This is a genomic window from Desulfobacula sp. (assembly GCF_030145145.1).
Taxonomy (GTDB): Bacteria; Desulfobacterota; Desulfobacteria; order Desulfobacterales; family Desulfobacteraceae; genus Desulfobacula.
The window spans coordinates 65,625-84,139 of record NZ_JAQYWD010000029.1; the positions used below are offsets into that span (position 1 = coordinate 65,625).

Below are 18,515 nucleotides of genomic sequence, written 5' to 3' on the forward strand. Positions count from 1 at the left end.
AATGATAGAAGAAAAATTTGCATCCGGTCAGTCTTTAATTCATCAACTGGATCCTAAAATACGCATCCTGACATCCATTGTTTTGTCCGTTGCCACAGCCCTGTGTGATCATCTATATCTTGCCGGAATTTATTTTTTAATTTCCATTGGGTTAATCCTCATGGCCGGATTGAATGGGATGGATGTTTTGAAACGGTTAAAACCGCTTTTCTGGTTTTTACTGATGATCTGGATCATTCTGCCATTAAGCTTTGACGGAGAAACCATGGTCCGGTTGTATGGCCTGAAACTGACAGCACCCGGTGTCATCTTGTGCTGCAAAATTACCATTAAATCCATTACCATACTGCTGATATTTACGGCCCTTATTGCCACAATGACCATTGCATCCCTTGGAAACGGGCTCCATAGGATTCATGTCCCGGATAAAATGGTATTTCTCCTGCTGATGTCCTACCGCTATATATCGGTCATTGAATCAGAATATAAACGGCTTTTGCGGGCAGCAAAATTTCGGGGATTTACCCCGAAGACCAACCTGCATTCGTATAAAACCTATGCCTATCTGGCAGGGATGCTCTTTGTCAGGGCGTCGGTCAGAGCCGAAAGGGTCTACCAGGCCATGCTGTGCCGTGGATTCAATCAAAAATTTCATACCCTTGACGTTTACCCGTCAAATAGATTAAACTCAAAATTTTTAACCGGCATATCTGTGGCAAGTTTAAGCCTTGTCATTATTGAAATTTTTTGGGTTTAACAGTGAACAACATTTCCAGTATCATCAAGTTAAAAGACATTACTTATTTTTATCCGGGCTCAACGAAAAAGGTTCTGGACCACCTGGACCTTGAAATCAACCCGGGCGACCGGATTGGTATGATGGCACCCAACGGGTCCGGTAAAACCACGTTGCTGCATACGATCATGGGGCTGTGCAAACCCGCATCGGGAACCATCGCCATATTTGGGAAGGTATTAACACAGGAACGGGATTTTTTGCCGGTTCGTTCTAAAATCGGTTTATTGTTCCAGGATTCGGATGATCAGTTGTTCTGTCCCACCGTACTGGACGATGTGGCCTTTGGACCATTGAACCTTGGATTTTCCCAGAAGGATGCCGGTGATATCGCTAGAAATACCCTTGAAAAACTGGGGATACTCTCTTTTGAACACAGCATCACCCACCGATTGTCCGGCGGGCAGAAACGGTTGGTCGCCCTGGCGGCCGTGCTTGCCATGGCGCCTGAAGTTTTATTGCTGGACGAACCCACTGCGGGTCTGGACAACACGGTTAAGAATACATTAATCCATATCCTCAATGGTCTGGATATTTCTTACTTTGTGATTTCCCATGAATTTGATTTTGTCAAAGCCGTGACAGATAAAATATATTCCATGGAGAATGGCCGGATTTTAACCGATAATGACATCCACATTCATCGCCATGAGCATGTTCACAAATACGGAAAACAACCCCACAGTCACAAATAATATATAAATTTGATAGTATGGGAATTTGCATTTAGCCGTTAGCTTTCAGCTTTTCAGCTAATGGCTAAATGCTCGCGCGATAGCGCGCTAAGTTCAAATCGTCATGGATCAGACGTTCGGTAATAGAGCGGCAAGTTCTTTTTGAATGCAATAATAAATGTCTTCATCACTGCCGTAAATATCAATGACATCTTTGTGATTAATGAGTGTCTCCACGATAAAGGCTGTCAGGTATAAACTGGCAATGTTGGGATTTGAGACAAGGGTCCGCAACGGCGCAATCATGTAATCAATATCAAAGTCTTCTGCTTTGCACAGCGCATCCAGGCACCTGGCGATCTGATTTTCAATGCTGGATTTTGAGACAGTTTCAACCAGGCCTGCCTCAATGAGTTTCATGGAGACTTTATTGCTAAAGGCATCTATGTTATCCCGGATGGCACTGATGGTTCGGATTCTTTCCCGTTCTTTAGAGGATTCTATTTTTGAAAGAAGCTTTGCTTCCCTGTTACCGGTATAAAAAATTTTAGCCATAAACGTATCCTTAAAATATCAAAAATTATAAAATATCAATCTGTAACTATATAATAAAAACAGGTTTTTTTTCAAGCTTAAAATCAGATATCTTCGATAATTATCTGGGCAGCACTGGGTTTGAATTTGTTGATTTTGAGTTTAAAGGCAATTTTGGGGTAATACTCCGGCAGATTATCCGGATCCGTGATGTTAAAATGAAAGGCTTCAACCCGATGGTGGGAAATGGAATCGGCTTTTTCAAGAATCATTTTTCGGTGGCTGTTTCCAATGACATGGGAAGAGACCACACGGATATCTTCGCACAGGAAAACCGGTTCCGGATTGGCGATCCCAAATGGTCTTAGCTGGTTCATTTCTTTGGCCAGATTGAAATTGATATCTTCAAAATCAAGAATGTCATCAATGACCTGGGCTTTTTGAAAATCTTTTTCCGTATAAACATTTTCCATATGCCGGTTCAACCGTTGACATAGTGCGTGTAAATTGTCCTTTTTCACCGTCAGGCCCGAGGCCATGGCATGACCACCAAATTTTACAAGCAATGCTTCGCTGTCCAGGAGGGCCTTATGGATATTGATGTTATTGATACTTCGACCGGATCCAACGGCCTGGTCCCCGGCGCTGGACAATAAAATGACCGGGCAATAGTATTTTCTTGATAGTTTTGATGCCGCGATTCCCAAGACACTGGGGTTCCATTTGTCATCCCATAAAAACAGCAGTTTGCTGCTTAACAATTCCGGGTTTTTTAACAGCCGGTGTTCTATGGTAAAGACGATGTCCTGCTCGATTTTCTGCCGTTTCATATTCAACTGATCCAGAAGAGATGCGGTCTTTTCCGTATTCACAATATCGGTATCCGTGAGCTGTGACACACAGATCCGGGCATGGGCGATCCTGCCGGCGGCATTGATTCTCGGGACAAGTTTAAATGAAATATCATCTGAATCAATCTTTTTAAGGTCAACCCGGGAAATGTCAGCAAGGGATTTTAATCCAAGCCGGGTTCCCTGTTTTATCCGTTTAAGCCCTGCAATACAAAACACACGGTTTTCATGGATCAACGGCACCATATCTCCGATACTGCCGATGGCAAACAGATCCAGATAATCCAGGAGATTGGGTTCCTTGAGATTCTCCCAGAAGCCGCGTTCCCTGAAGGATTTTCTAAGGGCCATGACAAGAAAAAAAGCCACCCCCACGCCGGCAAGATGGTCTAAACCGGACCTGCAGTCTTTCCTTTTCGGGTCGATGACGGCCAGGGCCGGGGGCAGGGTGTTCCCGGGTTCATGGTGGTCGGTGATGATGACGTCAATATCTTCCAGGCTGGCCTGGGTGATGGCCTCATGGCTACTGACGCCACAGTCCACTGTAATGATCAGATCAATATCCTGATCCAGGGCCATTTGAATATGATCCTTCTGAAGGCTGTAGCCCTCTTTTATGCGATGGGGGATATACCAGGATACATCGGCGTTGCAATATTCAAAAAAATCACTGAGCAGGGCCGTAGAGGTCACCCCATCCGCATCAAAATCACCAAAAACAAGAATTTTTTCCTTGTTTTCAACCGCGGTAAAAATACGTTCCACTGCCTTGTCCATATCCTTTAAAAGAAAAGGATCGGTGAGGTTATTAAAATCTGGATTTAAAAAGGAGCGGGCATCTTCTACCGTTGCAATCCCCCTGGTTGACAGCAGTTTTGCCAAAATAGGATGGCAGTCCAATCCTTTGGTTAACCGGTCAATGGTTTCCTGATCCGGCTCAACATATGTCAGTAGGGTATTCATATCAATATAAAAAATGTATATAAGTAAACCTTCAGAAAGTCAAATTGCATCTGCTGATTCTTTCCTTTCTTTGCTGAGGGAGTTTTTAATTGTTTGAACTTTTTAACAATGGTGATATAATAACAGGTTTTAAACAAAGATATAACTGGAAACCATATGCGAACGGTTCATAAAGAATATCGGGTGGATAAAACCAAAATCGGATTCATCCGGTTTATTTTTGAGGCCCATGAAGGGGTCGCAATTGCCACCACCCTGGATGCTAAAACGGGTCATATCAGGCTTGCCATTGCACCGGAGCGGTTGGAAACTGCCCAGATGATCATTGAAGACTTAAAAAGGGATTTTATGTTTGATGAAGTATAGCGGATATGCTTATATATATACCATTGGCTGCCAGATGAATGTTTACGATTCTGAAAAACTGGGGTTGATTCTGAATTCATATGGATTTGAAAGAACCGACGATGTGCATAAAGCTGATATTGTGGTCTGCAATACCTGCTCGATCCGGCACAAGGCTGAAGAAAAAGCCTTCAGTTTTTTGGGCAGGTTCGCCAAAATTAAAAAGAAAAAGCCCGGTTTGATTGTCGTCATGGCCGGGTGTGTGGCACAACAGGAGGGTGAACGAGCATTTGTACGGCTTCCCTATCTTGATATTGTTCTGGGTACCCAGGCCTTTTCAAGGTTTGGGCAGCATATTGATGCGATTAAATCCGGTCAACGAAGAGTGGTGGATACACGAGATGCCCCCATGATTTATGAAGCCCTGCCCGAGACCGCCTGTATGGATGAAAATAAAATTTCCAGATTTGTCACGATTATGCAGGGATGTGAGAATTTTTGTACCTATTGTGTGGTGCCCTATGTCCGGGGCCGGGAAAGAAGCCGTACCCCGGAAAAAATTGTCCAGGAGATTCGCCTGCTGGCCGAATCCGGTGTCAAGGAAGTGACCCTTTTGGGCCAGAATGTGAATTCCTACGGGCAGAAAGAAGGGGAGATTTCCTTTCCTGAGCTTTTGTTCCGGGTCAATGACATCAACGGCATCCAACGGATACGATTTGCCACGTCCCATCCCAAAGACCTTTCCGTGGACCTGATGGTTGCCATCCGGGACCTGGATAAAGTGTGCAACCACCTGCATCTGCCGGTACAGTCCGGATCAAATCATATCCTTCGCAAGATGAACCGGGGATATACCCGGGAAACATACCTTGACCGGATTTTTAATTTGAAAAAACACTGCCCTGATATTGCGCTTTCAACGGATATCATCGTTGGTTTTCCCTCGGAAACCCGGGAAGATTTTAATGACACCCTGGATCTGTTGCGAGAGATTGAATTTGATTCCCTGTATGCCTTTGCGTATTCGGATCGATCCTCCGCACCTGCAGCCAGGTTTCCTCACCAGGTTGATGAGACGGAAAAACGGGACAGGTTAAACCATTTATTGGAAATACAGGAACGCTATACAGAACAAAAAAACACAGGCCTGGTTGGGAAAACCCTGGACGTCCTTGTTGAGGGGACGAGTGAAAAAAAACGAGAAGGATTTGATCCCGTCCAAGAACATATGGAACAGATGACCGGAAGAAGTGAGTCCAATAAAGTGGTGCATTTCCCATCCGACCAAGCCAATATAGGCGATATGATTAAAATTAGAATTAAAAATGCATATCCCCATTCATTGTGGGGGTATCCTCTGGAGCTTGAGACCAAATGAAAAATAAATCTGTTAAGATCGGACCCAATACGCTTTGCCCCTGCGGAAGCGGTAAAAAATATAAAAATTGTTGTCGCAACAAAAAAATAGAAGTCAGCATTAAAGAAGAATACAAACGCCGATATGACATCCATTTGAAAGACCCGGATCAGATCCAGGGCATTAGAAAATGTGGTGACCTGCTCATATCCATTCTCAACAAGGTTGAGCAGATGATCAAACCCGGGCTCAAGACAGACGATATTAATACGTTTGTTCATGAAGAAACCATCAAGGCCGGTGCGGTTCCGGCACCATTACATTACAAGGGCTTTCCGAAAAGTGTCTGTGTGTCGGTCAATGATGTCATCTGTCACGGCATACCCGGTGATCGTGTGTTAACGGATGGGGATATTGTCAATGTGGATATTACCCCCATCCTTGATGGGTATTATGCCGATGCCAGCAAAACGTTTTTCGTGGGAACACCCACTGAACAAGGAAAAAAAATTGTCAGCGTGGCGTCTGAATCCTTAAAAAGAGGGATTGAGGTCATGGCCCCGGGGGTAACATTGGGGGATATCGGCTATGCCATTCAAAGCTATGCAGAGTCCCAGGGATGTTCTGTGGTTAGAGAGTTTGTCGGCCATGGCGTGGGCATTGATTTCCATGAGCAACCCCAGGTGCTCCATTTCGGCACCAGAGGGAAAGGCATTCCCCTGGCTCCCGGCATGGTGATCACCATTGAGCCCATGATCAACCTGGGTAAAAGAGATCTCCATGTACTGGAAGATCGGTGGACCGCGGTCACCAATGACGGGTCCTTGTCTGCACAGTTTGAGCAGACCCTGCTGGTCACGGAAACAGGATGGGAAAGTTTGACCCCTTATGCCCTTTAACCGCCGGCAAAGGGGGCGGTTTGATCCTGTTATGTGAGACCGGCAAGGGGAAGGGCTGTTATTCTTTCAATAAACTGCCGTGTCAAACCCCTATCGGTCATATGGGTATAAATCTCTCCATTGGGCAGGCTCCCCCGGATGTTTCCATCCTGCAAAAACCATTGGAGCAATTTTCGGGACAGGGCCTGCCGGTCAGAAGACAGGGGGGGCAGTAAATCAGGAAAGGGTTTTGGTTCCGGAAGACCGCCTTGGGTATCTTTCAGGTGCTTCATGAAATTAAGGATTCTTGAAAGCCTTAGCAGGGTTGCCGCTTCTATCCTTGAGGTGGTATCATCCAATGGCAGTGCGCTGGACCGCATCAGGTCAAAGGTTTTGGGTAAAATGGCTTTGTCCTTGCAAACTTGATAGTCCAGACTCCCGGGGGCCGGATAATAAACGGACAAGCCAACCAGGGTTCTTTTTTGTGCCAGGTATAACAGATCTTCCAGGGAACTTTGTGCGGTCTGCCCGGGTGCGGCGGCAATAATATAGGAGACGCATTCCAGGTTATATTTTTGGGCAAGGGCCAGTGCGGTTTCAAACGCGGCTCTCACATCCCGCCGGTGGAATTTTTTCAATTGTGTTTTTGATGTCGACCCTAGAGAAAGGTTGAGGGTTTTAAACCCTGCAGCCTTCATCAAGGAGACAATATCTTCATCAATGGCCGGGGGGTACAAACCGTTCATGGCCCGAAGTTCCACCGGTTTATCCGCAAATAAATGGGTTATTTTTGAGAAAAGCCGGGTAAACCATTGCTTGTTCAAACAAAGATTTTCATCTTCAAAATCTACAAATCCAATGTCCTGCTGTCGTGTCTGCCGTTCAATCTCCCGGACCACGTCCTCAACAGCACGCTGCCGGAAGGGGGCATGGGCGGATGCGGCAGATACGGAACAATAGGAACAGTGCATGGGACATCCCCTGCTCGAGACAACAAGGGTGGCACCCCTGTTTTTCCGTTGATAAAAATGTGTATCGATCAGGTCCATGGCCGGTAGTGAAAGGTGGTTAAAGTCTTTCATCCAGGCGGGCGGGGAGATGAATACAGAAGTGGTTTTCCGAAAGGCAATCCCGGGAATCCCTTCAATATCCGCATGGGTCTTTAATGCTTCACAGAGCAGCCCCATGCTGGTTTCACCTTCTCCCCGCAACACAAAATCAATGGCTTCGCAGGCCAGTACACGTTCCGGGAACAGGGTGGGGTGATGACCGCCCAGTACGATGCGGCAATGGGGATAAAATTTTTTAATGGTTTGGGCGGTTTGCAGGGCCTCGTTGCAATAGGCGGTAAACAAAGAGGAGATACCCACGACAAACGGTTGTTTTTCCCTGATTTTTGTTCCGATATATTCATAAGAGTATCCAAAATGCCGAAACTCATGGAAAAGGGAAAACGCAGTCACATCTTTTTTGCCGTAAAACGGGGTAAGATAGGCGAATGCTTCAGGCCAGGCAATGGGTTTTGATTTGCGGGTGGCAAGGGCATCAAGGATTTCCACATCAAACCCTTTTTCTCTGACAGCGGCAGCCACCGAGGCAAGGCCATAGGGGAGGGTCCGTTTCAGGGTCAGATAAAAATCTTCTATGGGCGGTTGAACCAGAACCACCGTTGTTCGTGTCATATACATCCTGGCATAAAATGGTTAAAAAAAAACTTCAACGATCAATGAAAAAATGCCGAAAAAACAATTGACAGCTCATTCAACCCTGGGAAATTTAAGAATAAAGATCAGGGTGGCAAGGGGAAGAAAGGCTGAATAAAAAAGAACGGTTTCAAGACCGTATATGTCGGCAAGTTTGCCGATCAACGGTGATACAGCCCCCCCCAGTCCGTAGGCAAATCCCATCATGAGGCTGGATACCATGGATCTGGATTTTGGGGCCAGTTTCTGCGCCATTACCACGCCAAGGGGAAGTGAGGCCAGAACGGCAAATCCGGCAAGAAAAGATCCGATATACACAAACGGGCCGGGAAGATAGAGATATAGCAAAAGGGCAGGGAGCATCAAGGCATGGGAAACAAAAAAGATTTTTTTAAAGTCTGTTCGATCCGCCAGATACCCGGCCAGAAGACCGCTCAACGTGCCGCCAACAATAAAAAAGGAAACAATCAATCCCACAGAAACAAGATCATGGCCTTTATCTGCCAGATAAATGGGCATAAAGGTGATAAATGTCTGCCCGGTAACCGCCCGGAGGACCATCACCAGCCAGATCAGGAAAATGGATTTATACACCTTGCCCAAGGTTTCTTTCATAGATCCCAAAAACCCTAAATGTGAGAGGTTTTCCGTGATGGGAACCGGCAGGTATCGGATACAGAATAAAAAGGCAACGGCCCCTATCAAAAGGGTGTACGGCATTTGTTCCAGGCCGAATCGGACCACATACCAGGTGATAAATACGGGACCCAGGGCAAAGGCAAAGGTGCCCCCGGTGTTGTAGAGGGACAGGCAGAATCCGGTACGGTTGCCGGAATATAAAGGAACCATTCCTGTGGTGGAGGGGTGAAACATGGAGGATCCAATGGAACCGATACACAAAACCATGAACAACACCCAGAAATTTGGGGCAATCCCGGAAAAGGGGATAAAGAAAAATGTAAAGAACAGACCTGTAAGGACAAATCCTCTGGTTTCATATCGATCGGCAAGATAGCCGATCACGGGTTGGACCACAAAGGCAAGCAGCCTTACCATGCCCGTTATCAATCCCACCTGGGCAAGGGTTAGTCCCAGTTTGTCAACAAACGCAGGCAACAAGGGGGTAAAAAAGGAGGAGTAAAAATCTCCGGTAAAATGAATCAGGGCTAAAACAAAAACAATACGATAATTAATCGTGCTGGTAGTGGCGGTATTCTGGGTCATGGGGTTAATTTTTCATACTGTGGATGGGGGCGGGAATCTGGCCGCCATATTTAACAAAGGGATCACAAAGATCAGAATTGGGAACCGTCATAATTTTTGCCTCGCCTAATAGACCGCCGAAATAAACCGTTTCACCGGCTCGCTTGCCGGGAACCGGGATCAGTCGTGTGGCAGTGGTTTTTGAATTGATCATGCCAATGGCCATTTCATCTGCAATAATACCGGCAAGACATTCCTCGGTAATTTCACCCGGGATGGGCACCATATCAAGGCCCACAGAGCAGACAGCGGTCATGGCCTCCAGCTTTTCAATGGACAGAAAGCCGTTGGCTGCCGCATGGGCTATATTCAGGTCTTCGCTGACAGGGATAAAGGCACCGCTTAACCCGCCCACATGGGAGCTGGCAAAGGCACCGCCTTTTTTCACCGCATCATTGAGCATGGCAAGGGCTGCCGTGGAGCCTGGCACCCCGATGGTTGTCAGTCCCAGGGCCTGGAAGATTTCACCAATGGAATCCCCCACCGTGGGGGTGGGCGCCAGGGACAGGTCCACCACGCCAAATTGAATGGCAAGGTTTTGCGCGACTTCTCTTCCGATGAGTTCACCCACCCGGGTGACCTTGCAGGCGGTTCGTTTGATAATTTCAGCAATATCCCCCAGGTTCAGGTTCGGCTGTCCCTCAAGGTTCCTTTCAATGGCCCGTTTAACAACGCCGGGGCCTGACACGCCCACATTGATGACGGCATCTGCAACACCCACCCCCAGATAGGCACCGGCCATAAACGGCATATCCTGGGGAATATTGCAGAATACACACAGTTTGGCACAGGCCAGACCATCTGCATCCGAGGTGAGTGCGGCGGCTTTTTTGATGGCCCGGGCCATGGCAAGGACCGCGTCCATGTTAATACCGGCTCTTGTGGTGGCCACGTTCACCGATGCACAGACTCTCTGGGTCTGGGCAAGGGCCTGGGGTAAGGCATCAATGAGGGCCTGGTCGCCCGGGGCGATGCCCTTTTCCACCAGGGCTGAAAATCCACCGATAAAATCAATATGGACCTGCCGGGCAATGTCATTGAGTTCCTGGGCTATTTCAACCATTTGATCCGATGAAAAGCAGGCCCCCACCAAGGCGATGGGACTGATTGAGATCCGTTTGTTCACCACCTGGATGCCATATTTATCTCCCACAGCATCACATGTTGTTACAAGATTTTCAGCATGGGTCAGGATCTTTTTTCGGATATTTTTTTTAAAAACGGGAAGGTCGTGACTGATACAGTCAAAAAGGTTAACACCTAAGGTCACGGCACGGACATCCAGGTTTTCGTTTTTCACCATTTCTATGGTGGATATGATTTCATGATCGTCAAACATGGGGGGTTCCTATCTTAAATCTTATTGATGGCATCAAAGATGTTTTTATGTTGAATCCGGATATCAAGGCCCAGGTCTTCGGCTTTTTGCCGCAAGGCGCCAAACAATTGTCCGGTATCAATGTCCGGTGTAATCTGGATTTGGTAGGACATGATATTTGCGTTGGGATCATTGCCCCCTTTAAACACGGCCTTCAGGTTGATAATGTTGGCATGATATCGGGCAATGATTTGTGAAAATCGGGCCACAAGCCCTTTTTGATCCGGACCGATGGTGGTCATTAAAAAGATTTCCCCTTTGATGACGTCTTCCCGGGCACCGGTGTCTTGAACCTGATTGATATGAACGGTGAGTCCTGATGGTTCGGTTTTTTCCTTAAGGGTTTGAGCGAGATCTGCCAGAGTCGTATTTGCAGGCGGTTCAACAATAAAAAAACCGGCAAACTGTTGTTGCAGGATCATCTGGTTTACATTTTCAAGATTGCAGCCCAGTTCATATAGTGCCGTTGTTACCCGGGAGATAATACCGGGCCTGTCCTTTCCCAGGACCGTAATAATGACTTTGTTCATTTGTGTCCTTTACATGTTCTGGCGCAAATTTAAGATCGCTTTGGCGTAGTCTTTGGTGTTAAAGATGGCAGAGCCGGCAACAAAAGAAGTGGCACCTGCCGATGAAACGGCGTTAATGCTATCTTTATTGATGCCGCCATCCACCTGGATGATGGCAGTGGATTTTTTTTCTTTCAACAGGTCTGACAGGGCGCTTATTTTTTGGATACTGGTATCAATAAATTTCTGACCGCCAAAACCGGGATTCACACTCATGATCAAGATAAAATCCAGCTGATCCACAATCCATTCAATGGTAGAAAGGGGGGTTGCCGGATTTAATGCCACACCGGCTTTTGCATTGAAACTTTTAATCAACTGAAGGCTTCTGTGAAGATGGGGGCAGGCCTCGGCATGAACCGAAATATAATCTGCGCCGGCCCTGGCAAATTCAGGAATGATCAGATCTGGTTTTTCAATCATCAAGTGGACGTCAAGGACAAGATTTGATGCCCTCTTGCAGGCTTCCACAATGATGGGGCCATAGGTGATGTTCGGTACAAACCGGCCATCCATCACATCAATGTGTATCCAGTCGGCACCGGCCTGTTCGATCTGGTTTAATTCTTCACCAAGTCTGGTGAAATCGGCAGATAAAATTGAAGGGGCGATGATTCCCATAATAATGTTTCTCCTGTATGACGGTCCTCGTTCCAAGGATCAATAATCATTGTTCTTTCAAGGTTATTGTCAATAAAGATATCCACGCAGGTCTTGATTCCCGGGGGAATTAAAATTTGGATATCGGTACCGGGTTTCATATATTCATTGTAAAGTTCAATTATAGGTCCGAACATGTCGGTTTCAACCCTTACATGGCGATTTAATATGCCAGGATCCAGCGAATGGGTTAAAAGGATCAGGCTGCCGGATGTCTCCTGGGCATTGAGGGTGAGGCCCCCGGGTCTGTTGACAACAAGGGTGATGGGGGTATTTGCGGCCACATAACTGCCGGGTTGTGGTGTAGAAGATAAAACACTGCCATAGGTCTGATTCTGATTCTCAGTTGATATGATGATGGGAATGCCCAGATCAAGATGCTCAATCATGGCCAATGCCCGTTCAAGCCGCAATCCTTTTGTGTCCGGCATAATCATGCCCCGGGGGGCGTCACCCCGGCTGATCAGCAGATTGCAGAAAGACCCTTTGGGTACCGGGGAAAAAGATTCCGGATACTGGGCAATGACACTGTCTTTTTTGGTGCTTATAGAATAGGTGGCCGAGATATGGCCCTTTTGAAATTCGTTTTTTTCTAGGAGGATAAGGGCCTGGGCAAGCGGCAGTTGTCTTAAATCCGGCATCATATTCTCTTTTTTTCCCTTTGAAATATACAGACTGACATCCCTGCCCTTTTTGATTGTGGCGCCGGGTTTGGGGGCCTGGGAAATCACCGCATACCTGGGAACGGTATCGTCATACCGGGTCCCATGCAGCTTTGCATTTAATCCCATGTTGGTAAGGGTTTCTAAAACATACAGAATGTTTTTACCGGTTAATTGCGGTAGCACAATTTCATCAGCGCTCTGGGTAAATACCCGGACCGAGTAATAGGTGATACCGCCGGTCATGATAAATGCCATCAAAAAAAGCAATCCGTATTTTAAAATTGACTTCACTTAAGATTTAACGTTCCGCTTTAATCGGGCGGCAAAAAAACCATCCATATTGTTTGTGTCGGGATAGGTTTTTAACCACCCTTCAGGGGTCATTAATCCGGAATACTGATCCGATTCAATCGGGGGATCCATTGAGAAATCTTTTCTTTTTTTTAAAAAAGCCTGGATAACCGCTTCATTTTCTTCTGGTTCACAGGAACAGACGGCATAGACAAGTATGCCACCGGGCTTAACCAGATTGGCAGCTGCCGCGAGCATTTTTTTTTGTTTTGCCGACAGCCGGGCAATATCTTTTTTCGAGCGCGTCCATTTTGTATCAGGATTCCGCCGCAAAACTCCCAAACCTGTACAGGGCGAATCCATCAGGACCCGGTCAAAATAAAAATCAAAATCTTTAATGGACGTTTTTAACAGGTTGATGTGTTTTGTCTGGATGATCTCAATCCCCAGTTTTTTTGAATCCAATTCAAGGGATTCAAGTTTTTGGACGGTCACATCAGTGGCCATGATGACCCCTTTGTTTTCCATGAGCTGTGCCATGTGGCCTGTTTTTCCCCCAAGACCGGCACATGCGTCCAGAATTTTTTCCCCGGGCATGGGGGCCAGCAATTGAGTGACAATCTGGGCAGCCTCATCCTGAACCTGGAACAAGCCTTGCTTAAAGGCCTCAAATTCCTGAATGGGGATACGGGGGCGTGTAAAACGGATCCCCTGAGTGGCATACCCTGTGGGTTGAACCTCCGTTGCAACCAGAGACAATTGTTCAACAAGGGACGGCCTGTCAATCTTCAGGGTGTTGGTCCGAAGGGTGATGGGGGGGATCGTGTTGATCTGTCGGCAAAGGGCGATGGTTTTTTCAACGCCAAAGGCCTGGCACCATTTCCTGGACAGCCATATGGGCAGAGAATATCGGACCGATATAAATTTTGCTGCATCCTTTGCCGGGTCCGGCAAAGGAACTGTTGAAAAGTTTTCCGAGGCATTTCTCAGGACAGCATTGATAAATCCGGCTATTTTTTTTCCGGCTATTTTTTTGGCCATATCAACGCTGGTATGAATGGCAGCAAATACCGGGATCCTGTCCATATATAAAATTTGAAACAGGGCTATCCGTAACAGGTACAACGGCGCCGCATCAATTCGTTCAAACCGGGTGTTTGAAAAGGCACGAAGGATCCAGTCAAGGGCTTCTCTGTGGCGAAGAACACCAAAGATTAACGCATTACAAAGGCCCCGGTCATTCTTAGAAAGGCCGGAGATGTCTTCGGAATAGGCTTCCAGACTTTTGTCAAGGGTCGAGTCGGTCTTGTGCCAGGCGCATAGCACGGTTAAGGCAATGTGTCGGGGGTCTTTCATCATGCAGGATCAAATTTTATTGGAGGGTCGATCGTGTGACCGCATAAAAATTCCCTGGCGGTTAATCGTTTTCCAGATGTCCCCATCAGCTCAAGAATGATAAGGCTGCCCTTTCCGGTTGCCACATGGATACCTGTTTTATCACATTGAAACATAACCCCGGGTTCATGAAGACAGGTCCCATCAACCGGTTGGGCCGTAAAAATTTTAAGGGGGGTGTTTCCCAGACGGGTAAATGCACCGGGCCAGGGCGTCATGGCATTAATATGGGCGCAAATCTGACGGTTCGAAAGGGTCCAGTCGATCTCTCCATCTTTTTTTTTCAGCAGCTTTACATAGGTGGCCTTTGCATGATCCTGGGGCCGGGGGGTAAGACGATTGTCCAGAACAGCGTGAAGGGTTTCCACAATAAGATCCGCACCCATTGCCCCCAGCCGGTCATGGAGGTCCTGGGCTGTATCCTGTTCGGATATGGGGGTTGTTGATGTCATCAGGATATCCCCGGCATCCATTTTTTGGGCCATGACCATGGTGGTGACCCCGGTGACGGCATCCCGGTTGAGGATGGCGGCCTGGATGGGGGAGGCGCCCCTGTATTTCGGCAGTAATGAGGCATGGATATTGATGGGAAAGACCTTGGGAATATCCAAAATTTCCTGGGAAAGAATCTGCCCAAATGCAGCAACAACAAAAAAATCAGGTTGGAGGGATCGCAATTGGTCCCGGGTTTCTTTTGTATTGATGCGTTCCGGCTGCAAAACATCCAGGCCCAGATCCAGCGCTGCGGTTTTGACAGGGGAGGGGGTCAGCTTTTTTCCCCGGCCCTTGGGCCTGTCCGGCTGGGTGACCACAAGACTGATATGAAAGTTTTCTTCAGCGGCCAGTTGCTGTAACGCCGGAACACTGAAATCAGGGGTTCCCATGTATATGATACGGATTTTAGGCATCATTTGTCGTTCAATTTTTTGGTTATTTTTTTTTTATACATGGTCCGTTTCAACAGACTGATTCTATCAATAAACAAGATACCATCCAGATGATCAATTTCATGCTGCATGATGATGGCCAGAACCCCCTGGGCATCAAACTCAAGCTTTTTTCCCTCAATATCGAGGGCGGTAACCGTTACGGTTTCATAACGCTTCACATCCGCACTATAGTCCTCCACACTCAGGCAGGCTTCTTTCTCTGACACAATACTGCCGGAAGCCGCTATGATCTCAGGATTGATCAAGGCTGAAAATTCTTTGGCGGCGTTTTCATCATCCGGGTTTTCAGCCGTGGTATCATAGATGATGATCCGTTTGTTTACACCGACCTGGGGAGCGGCAAGACCGATTCCCGGTGCGGCAAACATGGTTTCTCCCATGTCGTGGGTAAGTTGTTTTATGTGTTCATCAATGGTTTCTACCTTAACCGAAGGTTGCAATAAAGATTTTTCCGGATAGGTTAAAATTTTAAGAATGGCCATTTTTTTCTAAGATGTCCTTTGCAATGTCAATGTCTCGTTTGATCTGTAGGGAAAGTTCATGAATATCATTAAACTTTTTTTCATCCCTTAACCGTTTAACCATATTGACCCGGATTCGGGTGTCATAAATATCATGGTTGAAATCAAGGATGTGAACTTCAATGGTAAACATCTGGTCACCAAAGGTCGGTGAATATCCAATATTGGCCACTCCCCGGAAATTGCCTTTGGTGGTTTCCACAGTGACGGCATACACCCCCACTTTAGGGCAGAGTTCATCATGAAGTTTGATGTTGGCCGTGGGAAAGCCTAACTGGCTGCCTCCCCGTTCGCGTCCCTTGATTACTTTTCCCCGGATTTGATAGTGCCGGCCAAGATATTTCATGGCCTGGTCCACCTTTCCTTCCGTAACAATTTTACGTATCCGGGTGCTGCTGATTCTTTCCAGGCCGGAGGTCATATCATTGATCCAGGGAGAAACAATGGTTTCAAATCCAAGCCGGTCTTGTTCTGTTTTTAATAAATCAATATTCCCCAGCCGGTCTTTTCCAAAGGAATAGTCTGCACCAACAATGATCGCTTTCATCCCGATTTTATTCACAAGAACAGTTTCAATGAAGTCATGGGCAGTAATGGCCGCGAACGCCATGTTAAAGGGGATGCGCAGCAATACATCAATACCGCATTTTTCAATGAGTTCAAATTTTTGGTCTTTTCTTGTAATCAAGGCCGGGCCTGAAATTCCCAATGCTTTTAACGGATGAGGATCGAAAGTCATGGCAACAGAGGTGCCGTTGAGTTGTCTGGCTTTTTCTGTGACTTGTTGGAAAAGACTTTGATGCCCTTTGTGAACCCCATCAAAATTGCCGATAGTAATGACTGCATTTTTAAACGGCCGGGTAATCTGATCTATATTTTCAATTAATTCCATATTTACCTTTTCTATTTGGAACAATAATCTTGACAAAACTTTTAAACACATATATATAACCGAACTGTGATTTTTAAGCAATCCTTAATTGCCCGTTTACAGGCAATCTGGAAGGCTAAAGTGCCGAAGTGGCGGAATTGGTAGACGCACCAGTTTCAGGGACTGGCGAGCGTATGCTTGTGGGAGTTCGAATCTCCCCTTCGGCACCACATCACATTCCCAAAGGGTTCAGCCGAAGTGGTGGAATTGGTAGACACGCTAGACTTAGGATCTAGTGCCGCAAGGCGTGGAAGTTCAAGTCTTCTCTTCGGTACCATATATGAATAAAGGCTTTGCAGAGATTTGATCGTTTTCTTTGCAAGGCCTTTTTCCTTTCAGGTTACGGATAGGGGGCCTTCTGTCTTTTTACTTTTTTTATGACAATCCCTTCGATGTGGCTGTAGCCTTTCAATAACCGGTGTTTCTTTTGCAAAAATTCTTGACAAGAAATAAATAAAGTGTCCCCTTAATCCTGTAATCCGCAACTTAAAATATGCTAAAAAAATGAAACTGTTTGCCCCAGAATAATTGAGTCATGAATGTGAGTGATTGAGTGAGCTTGAAAAACTCTCACACATTCACAACATCAATTTTTCTGAAAGGTACCAGTTGAAACTGGACAAATGGGCTCTGACAAATTGACTGGCTTATAAAATTAATCTGAATTATGAGCGCAAAGACAGAAAAAAAAAGGCAGGAACTAAATCAATAGTCCTGCCTTTAATGCTGATTCGAATTTTCTTGTTATCTTTTTTTTCTGCTGATCCCTGCAAGACCAAGAATACCAAGACTAAAGAGAAGGATTGTTGCGGGTTCGGGGATAGGGCAAAGAGTTGTGAAATAATCAATTGGGACATTGATTTGATTATACTGTAAATAGTCAATTTTCCAGTCTGTTTGTGAAGACGATGACAGATAATAATTTCTATCAGTATTACTGTAATGATCAGTGTCAGTATCAGAGTCTGTAATAATACTAAAAATTTCAGTCCAACCATAAAAAGTTACCGCATGATACAAAGAGCTTGTATGAAGCACAATGCCAACTTGCTGACATCTATATAATTCCTTTTTGACAAAATCGTATGGATTTTGAGGCCATTGATTTGAAGCGGTAATATGATTATGTACAGACTCAGTTCCAGTATAAACACCATAATAATTTACCTTGTAAGATGGATTCATGCCTTCATTATCAAATATATACCAATCTAATGCTTCATGTTGCCAGCCACCTTCTGTCCAACCATAATGATCCAATAGTTCGTCATAGATACCTAGTTCATTGCCATTGTTATATCCTTGAGCTGCAAGCATATTAGCAGCAGAAGCAAGCCAACAACTCATATCATTAGCTTCTTCTGGATTGCTCCAACTTGTTTGGCTTGAATCAGCCCATGGTTCATTTTTATCCCATTGGTTATCGCCATCTAAATCATCGTACCAATTTGTAGTCCAATTTCCGGCATCATTAACTTTGTCTACATCATTACTTGGTGTCTTAATAAATGTTATTGGTAAAGCAGAAGCATTAGTTGTAATAAGAAAAAGACATATTAAAAAACTTATAATCGATGAGACCACAATCTTCTTAAACATTTATATTTCCTCCTTTTCATACTCTTTTCGATTAATCCAATCGCCGAATATTGTATACAGAAGAAAAATTTAGGCAGGATTTATGGTTAGGCACAAAGCCATTAATAAACCGACCATTTTAAAAAAAAAGTTCTAAAAGCAGAATCAGCTATAGACAGCGCAACTCGCAACATATATGATCATCATGAAAAA

The 18,515-nt window shown here is 45.7% G+C and carries 18 protein-coding genes and 2 tRNA genes; 7 read left to right on the top strand and 13 right to left on the bottom strand.

Annotated features, from left to right (window positions below; genetic code table 11):
* Position 1: 1 nt before the first annotated feature.
* Together cbiQ and Q1Q15_RS16740 are read left to right on the top strand one after the other, a co-directional pair.
* On the top strand, positions 2–757 hold the full coding sequence (cbiQ, locus tag Q1Q15_RS16735; protein ID WP_300462446.1) for a cobalt ECF transporter T component CbiQ: 756 nt from the start codon (positions 2–4) through the stop codon (positions 755–757).
* Positions 758–759: 2 nt separating this feature from the next.
* Entirely contained in the window at positions 760–1,491 is a 732-nt protein-coding gene (locus Q1Q15_RS16740; protein WP_300462449.1) for an ABC transporter ATP-binding protein, read from the top strand.
* A 108-nt stretch (positions 1,492–1,599) separates the two neighbouring features.
* Here Q1Q15_RS16740 and Q1Q15_RS16745 read toward each other — a convergent pair whose 3' ends face one another.
* Both Q1Q15_RS16745 and recJ read right to left on the bottom strand, forming a co-directional pair.
* Complete coding sequence (locus Q1Q15_RS16745; RefSeq protein WP_300462451.1) at positions 1,600–2,025, bottom strand: hypothetical protein; 426 nt, start codon at positions 2,023–2,025, stop codon at positions 1,600–1,602.
* Positions 2,026–2,108: 83 nt separating this feature from the next.
* The gene (gene recJ / locus Q1Q15_RS16750; RefSeq protein WP_300462453.1) at positions 2,109–3,818 is read right to left on the bottom strand and encodes a single-stranded-DNA-specific exonuclease RecJ; all 1,710 of its coding nucleotides are present in this window, start codon (positions 3,816–3,818) and stop codon (positions 2,109–2,111) included.
* A 156-nt stretch (positions 3,819–3,974) separates the two neighbouring features.
* On the opposite strand from recJ, the gene Q1Q15_RS16755 reads away from it, so the two are divergent.
* The 3 genes from Q1Q15_RS16755 to map are packed head-to-tail and all read left to right on the top strand — an operon-like array spanning position 3,975 to position 6,419.
* A complete protein-coding gene (locus Q1Q15_RS16755; protein ID WP_300462456.1) occupies positions 3,975–4,184 on the top strand; it encodes a DUF4911 domain-containing protein in 210 nt (69 codons plus the stop codon).
* The gene (miaB, locus tag Q1Q15_RS16760; RefSeq protein ID WP_300462459.1) at positions 4,174–5,541 is read left to right on the top strand and encodes a tRNA (N6-isopentenyl adenosine(37)-C2)-methylthiotransferase MiaB; all 1,368 of its coding nucleotides are present in this window, start codon (positions 4,174–4,176) and stop codon (positions 5,539–5,541) included. Before Q1Q15_RS16755 ends, miaB begins: the two co-directional genes overlap by 11 nt.
* Positions 5,538–6,419 (top strand): type I methionyl aminopeptidase, encoded by an 882-nt coding sequence (gene map, locus Q1Q15_RS16765; RefSeq protein WP_300462462.1) that lies wholly within the window; start codon positions 5,538–5,540, stop codon positions 6,417–6,419. Before miaB ends, map begins: the two co-directional genes overlap by 4 nt.
* Before the next feature lie 29 nt (positions 6,420–6,448).
* On the opposite strand, the gene Q1Q15_RS16770 is transcribed toward map, so the two are convergent.
* The 10 genes from Q1Q15_RS16770 to Q1Q15_RS16815 all read right to left on the bottom strand — a co-directional run bounded on the left by Q1Q15_RS16770 (position 6,449) and on the right by Q1Q15_RS16815 (position 16,685).
* Positions 6,449–8,080: a radical SAM protein gene (locus tag Q1Q15_RS16770; protein WP_300462464.1), complete on the bottom strand. Its 1,632-nt coding sequence runs from the start codon at positions 8,078–8,080 to the stop codon at positions 6,449–6,451.
* A 75-nt stretch (positions 8,081–8,155) separates the two neighbouring features.
* A complete protein-coding gene (locus Q1Q15_RS16775) occupies positions 8,156–9,325 on the bottom strand; it encodes an MFS transporter (protein ID WP_300462466.1) in 1,170 nt (389 codons plus the stop codon).
* Between the two features lie 4 nt (positions 9,326–9,329).
* The gene (locus Q1Q15_RS16780) at positions 9,330–10,703 is read right to left on the bottom strand and encodes a PFL family protein (RefSeq protein WP_300462469.1); all 1,374 of its coding nucleotides are present in this window, start codon (positions 10,701–10,703) and stop codon (positions 9,330–9,332) included.
* Between the two features lie 14 nt (positions 10,704–10,717).
* Complete coding sequence (locus Q1Q15_RS16785) at positions 10,718–11,272, bottom strand: ACT domain-containing protein (RefSeq protein ID WP_300462472.1); 555 nt, start codon at positions 11,270–11,272, stop codon at positions 10,718–10,720.
* 9 nt (positions 11,273–11,281) lie between these two features.
* Positions 11,282–11,932: a ribulose-phosphate 3-epimerase gene (rpe, locus tag Q1Q15_RS16790; RefSeq protein WP_300462474.1), complete on the bottom strand. Its 651-nt coding sequence runs from the start codon at positions 11,930–11,932 to the stop codon at positions 11,282–11,284.
* The gene (locus Q1Q15_RS16795) at positions 11,872–12,891 is read right to left on the bottom strand and encodes a PASTA domain-containing protein (RefSeq protein ID WP_300462476.1); all 1,020 of its coding nucleotides are present in this window, start codon (positions 12,889–12,891) and stop codon (positions 11,872–11,874) included. The genes rpe and Q1Q15_RS16795 overlap by 61 nt, the downstream gene beginning before the upstream one ends.
* Before the next feature lie 36 nt (positions 12,892–12,927).
* The gene (gene rsmB / locus Q1Q15_RS16800) at positions 12,928–14,286 is read right to left on the bottom strand and encodes a 16S rRNA (cytosine(967)-C(5))-methyltransferase RsmB (protein WP_300462477.1); all 1,359 of its coding nucleotides are present in this window, start codon (positions 14,284–14,286) and stop codon (positions 12,928–12,930) included.
* Positions 14,283–15,233 carry a methionyl-tRNA formyltransferase gene (gene fmt, locus Q1Q15_RS16805; protein ID WP_300462478.1) on the bottom strand — a complete coding sequence of 317 codons (951 nt, stop codon included), beginning with the start codon at positions 15,231–15,233 and terminating at the stop codon, positions 14,283–14,285. The genes rsmB and fmt overlap by 4 nt, the downstream gene beginning before the upstream one ends.
* Entirely contained in the window at positions 15,230–15,754 is a 525-nt protein-coding gene (def, locus tag Q1Q15_RS16810; protein ID WP_300462480.1) for a peptide deformylase, read from the bottom strand. The genes fmt and def overlap by 4 nt, the downstream gene beginning before the upstream one ends.
* Complete coding sequence (locus tag Q1Q15_RS16815; RefSeq protein WP_300462482.1) at positions 15,741–16,685, bottom strand: bifunctional riboflavin kinase/FAD synthetase; 945 nt, start codon at positions 16,683–16,685, stop codon at positions 15,741–15,743. The genes def and Q1Q15_RS16815 overlap by 14 nt, the downstream gene beginning before the upstream one ends.
* Before the next feature lie 122 nt (positions 16,686–16,807).
* Between Q1Q15_RS16815 and Q1Q15_RS16820 the strand changes: the two genes are divergently transcribed.
* Positions 16,808–16,894 (top strand) — tRNA-Leu (locus Q1Q15_RS16820).
* Between the two features lie 22 nt (positions 16,895–16,916).
* Positions 16,917–17,001: transfer RNA gene (locus Q1Q15_RS16825), tRNA-Leu, on the top strand.
* Positions 17,002–17,468: 467 nt separating this feature from the next.
* Here Q1Q15_RS16825 and Q1Q15_RS16830 read toward each other — a convergent pair.
* Positions 17,469–18,323: a PEP-CTERM sorting domain-containing protein gene (locus tag Q1Q15_RS16830; RefSeq protein ID WP_300462484.1), complete on the bottom strand. Its 855-nt coding sequence runs from the start codon at positions 18,321–18,323 to the stop codon at positions 17,469–17,471.
* Between the last annotated feature and the right edge of the window lie 192 nt (positions 18,324–18,515).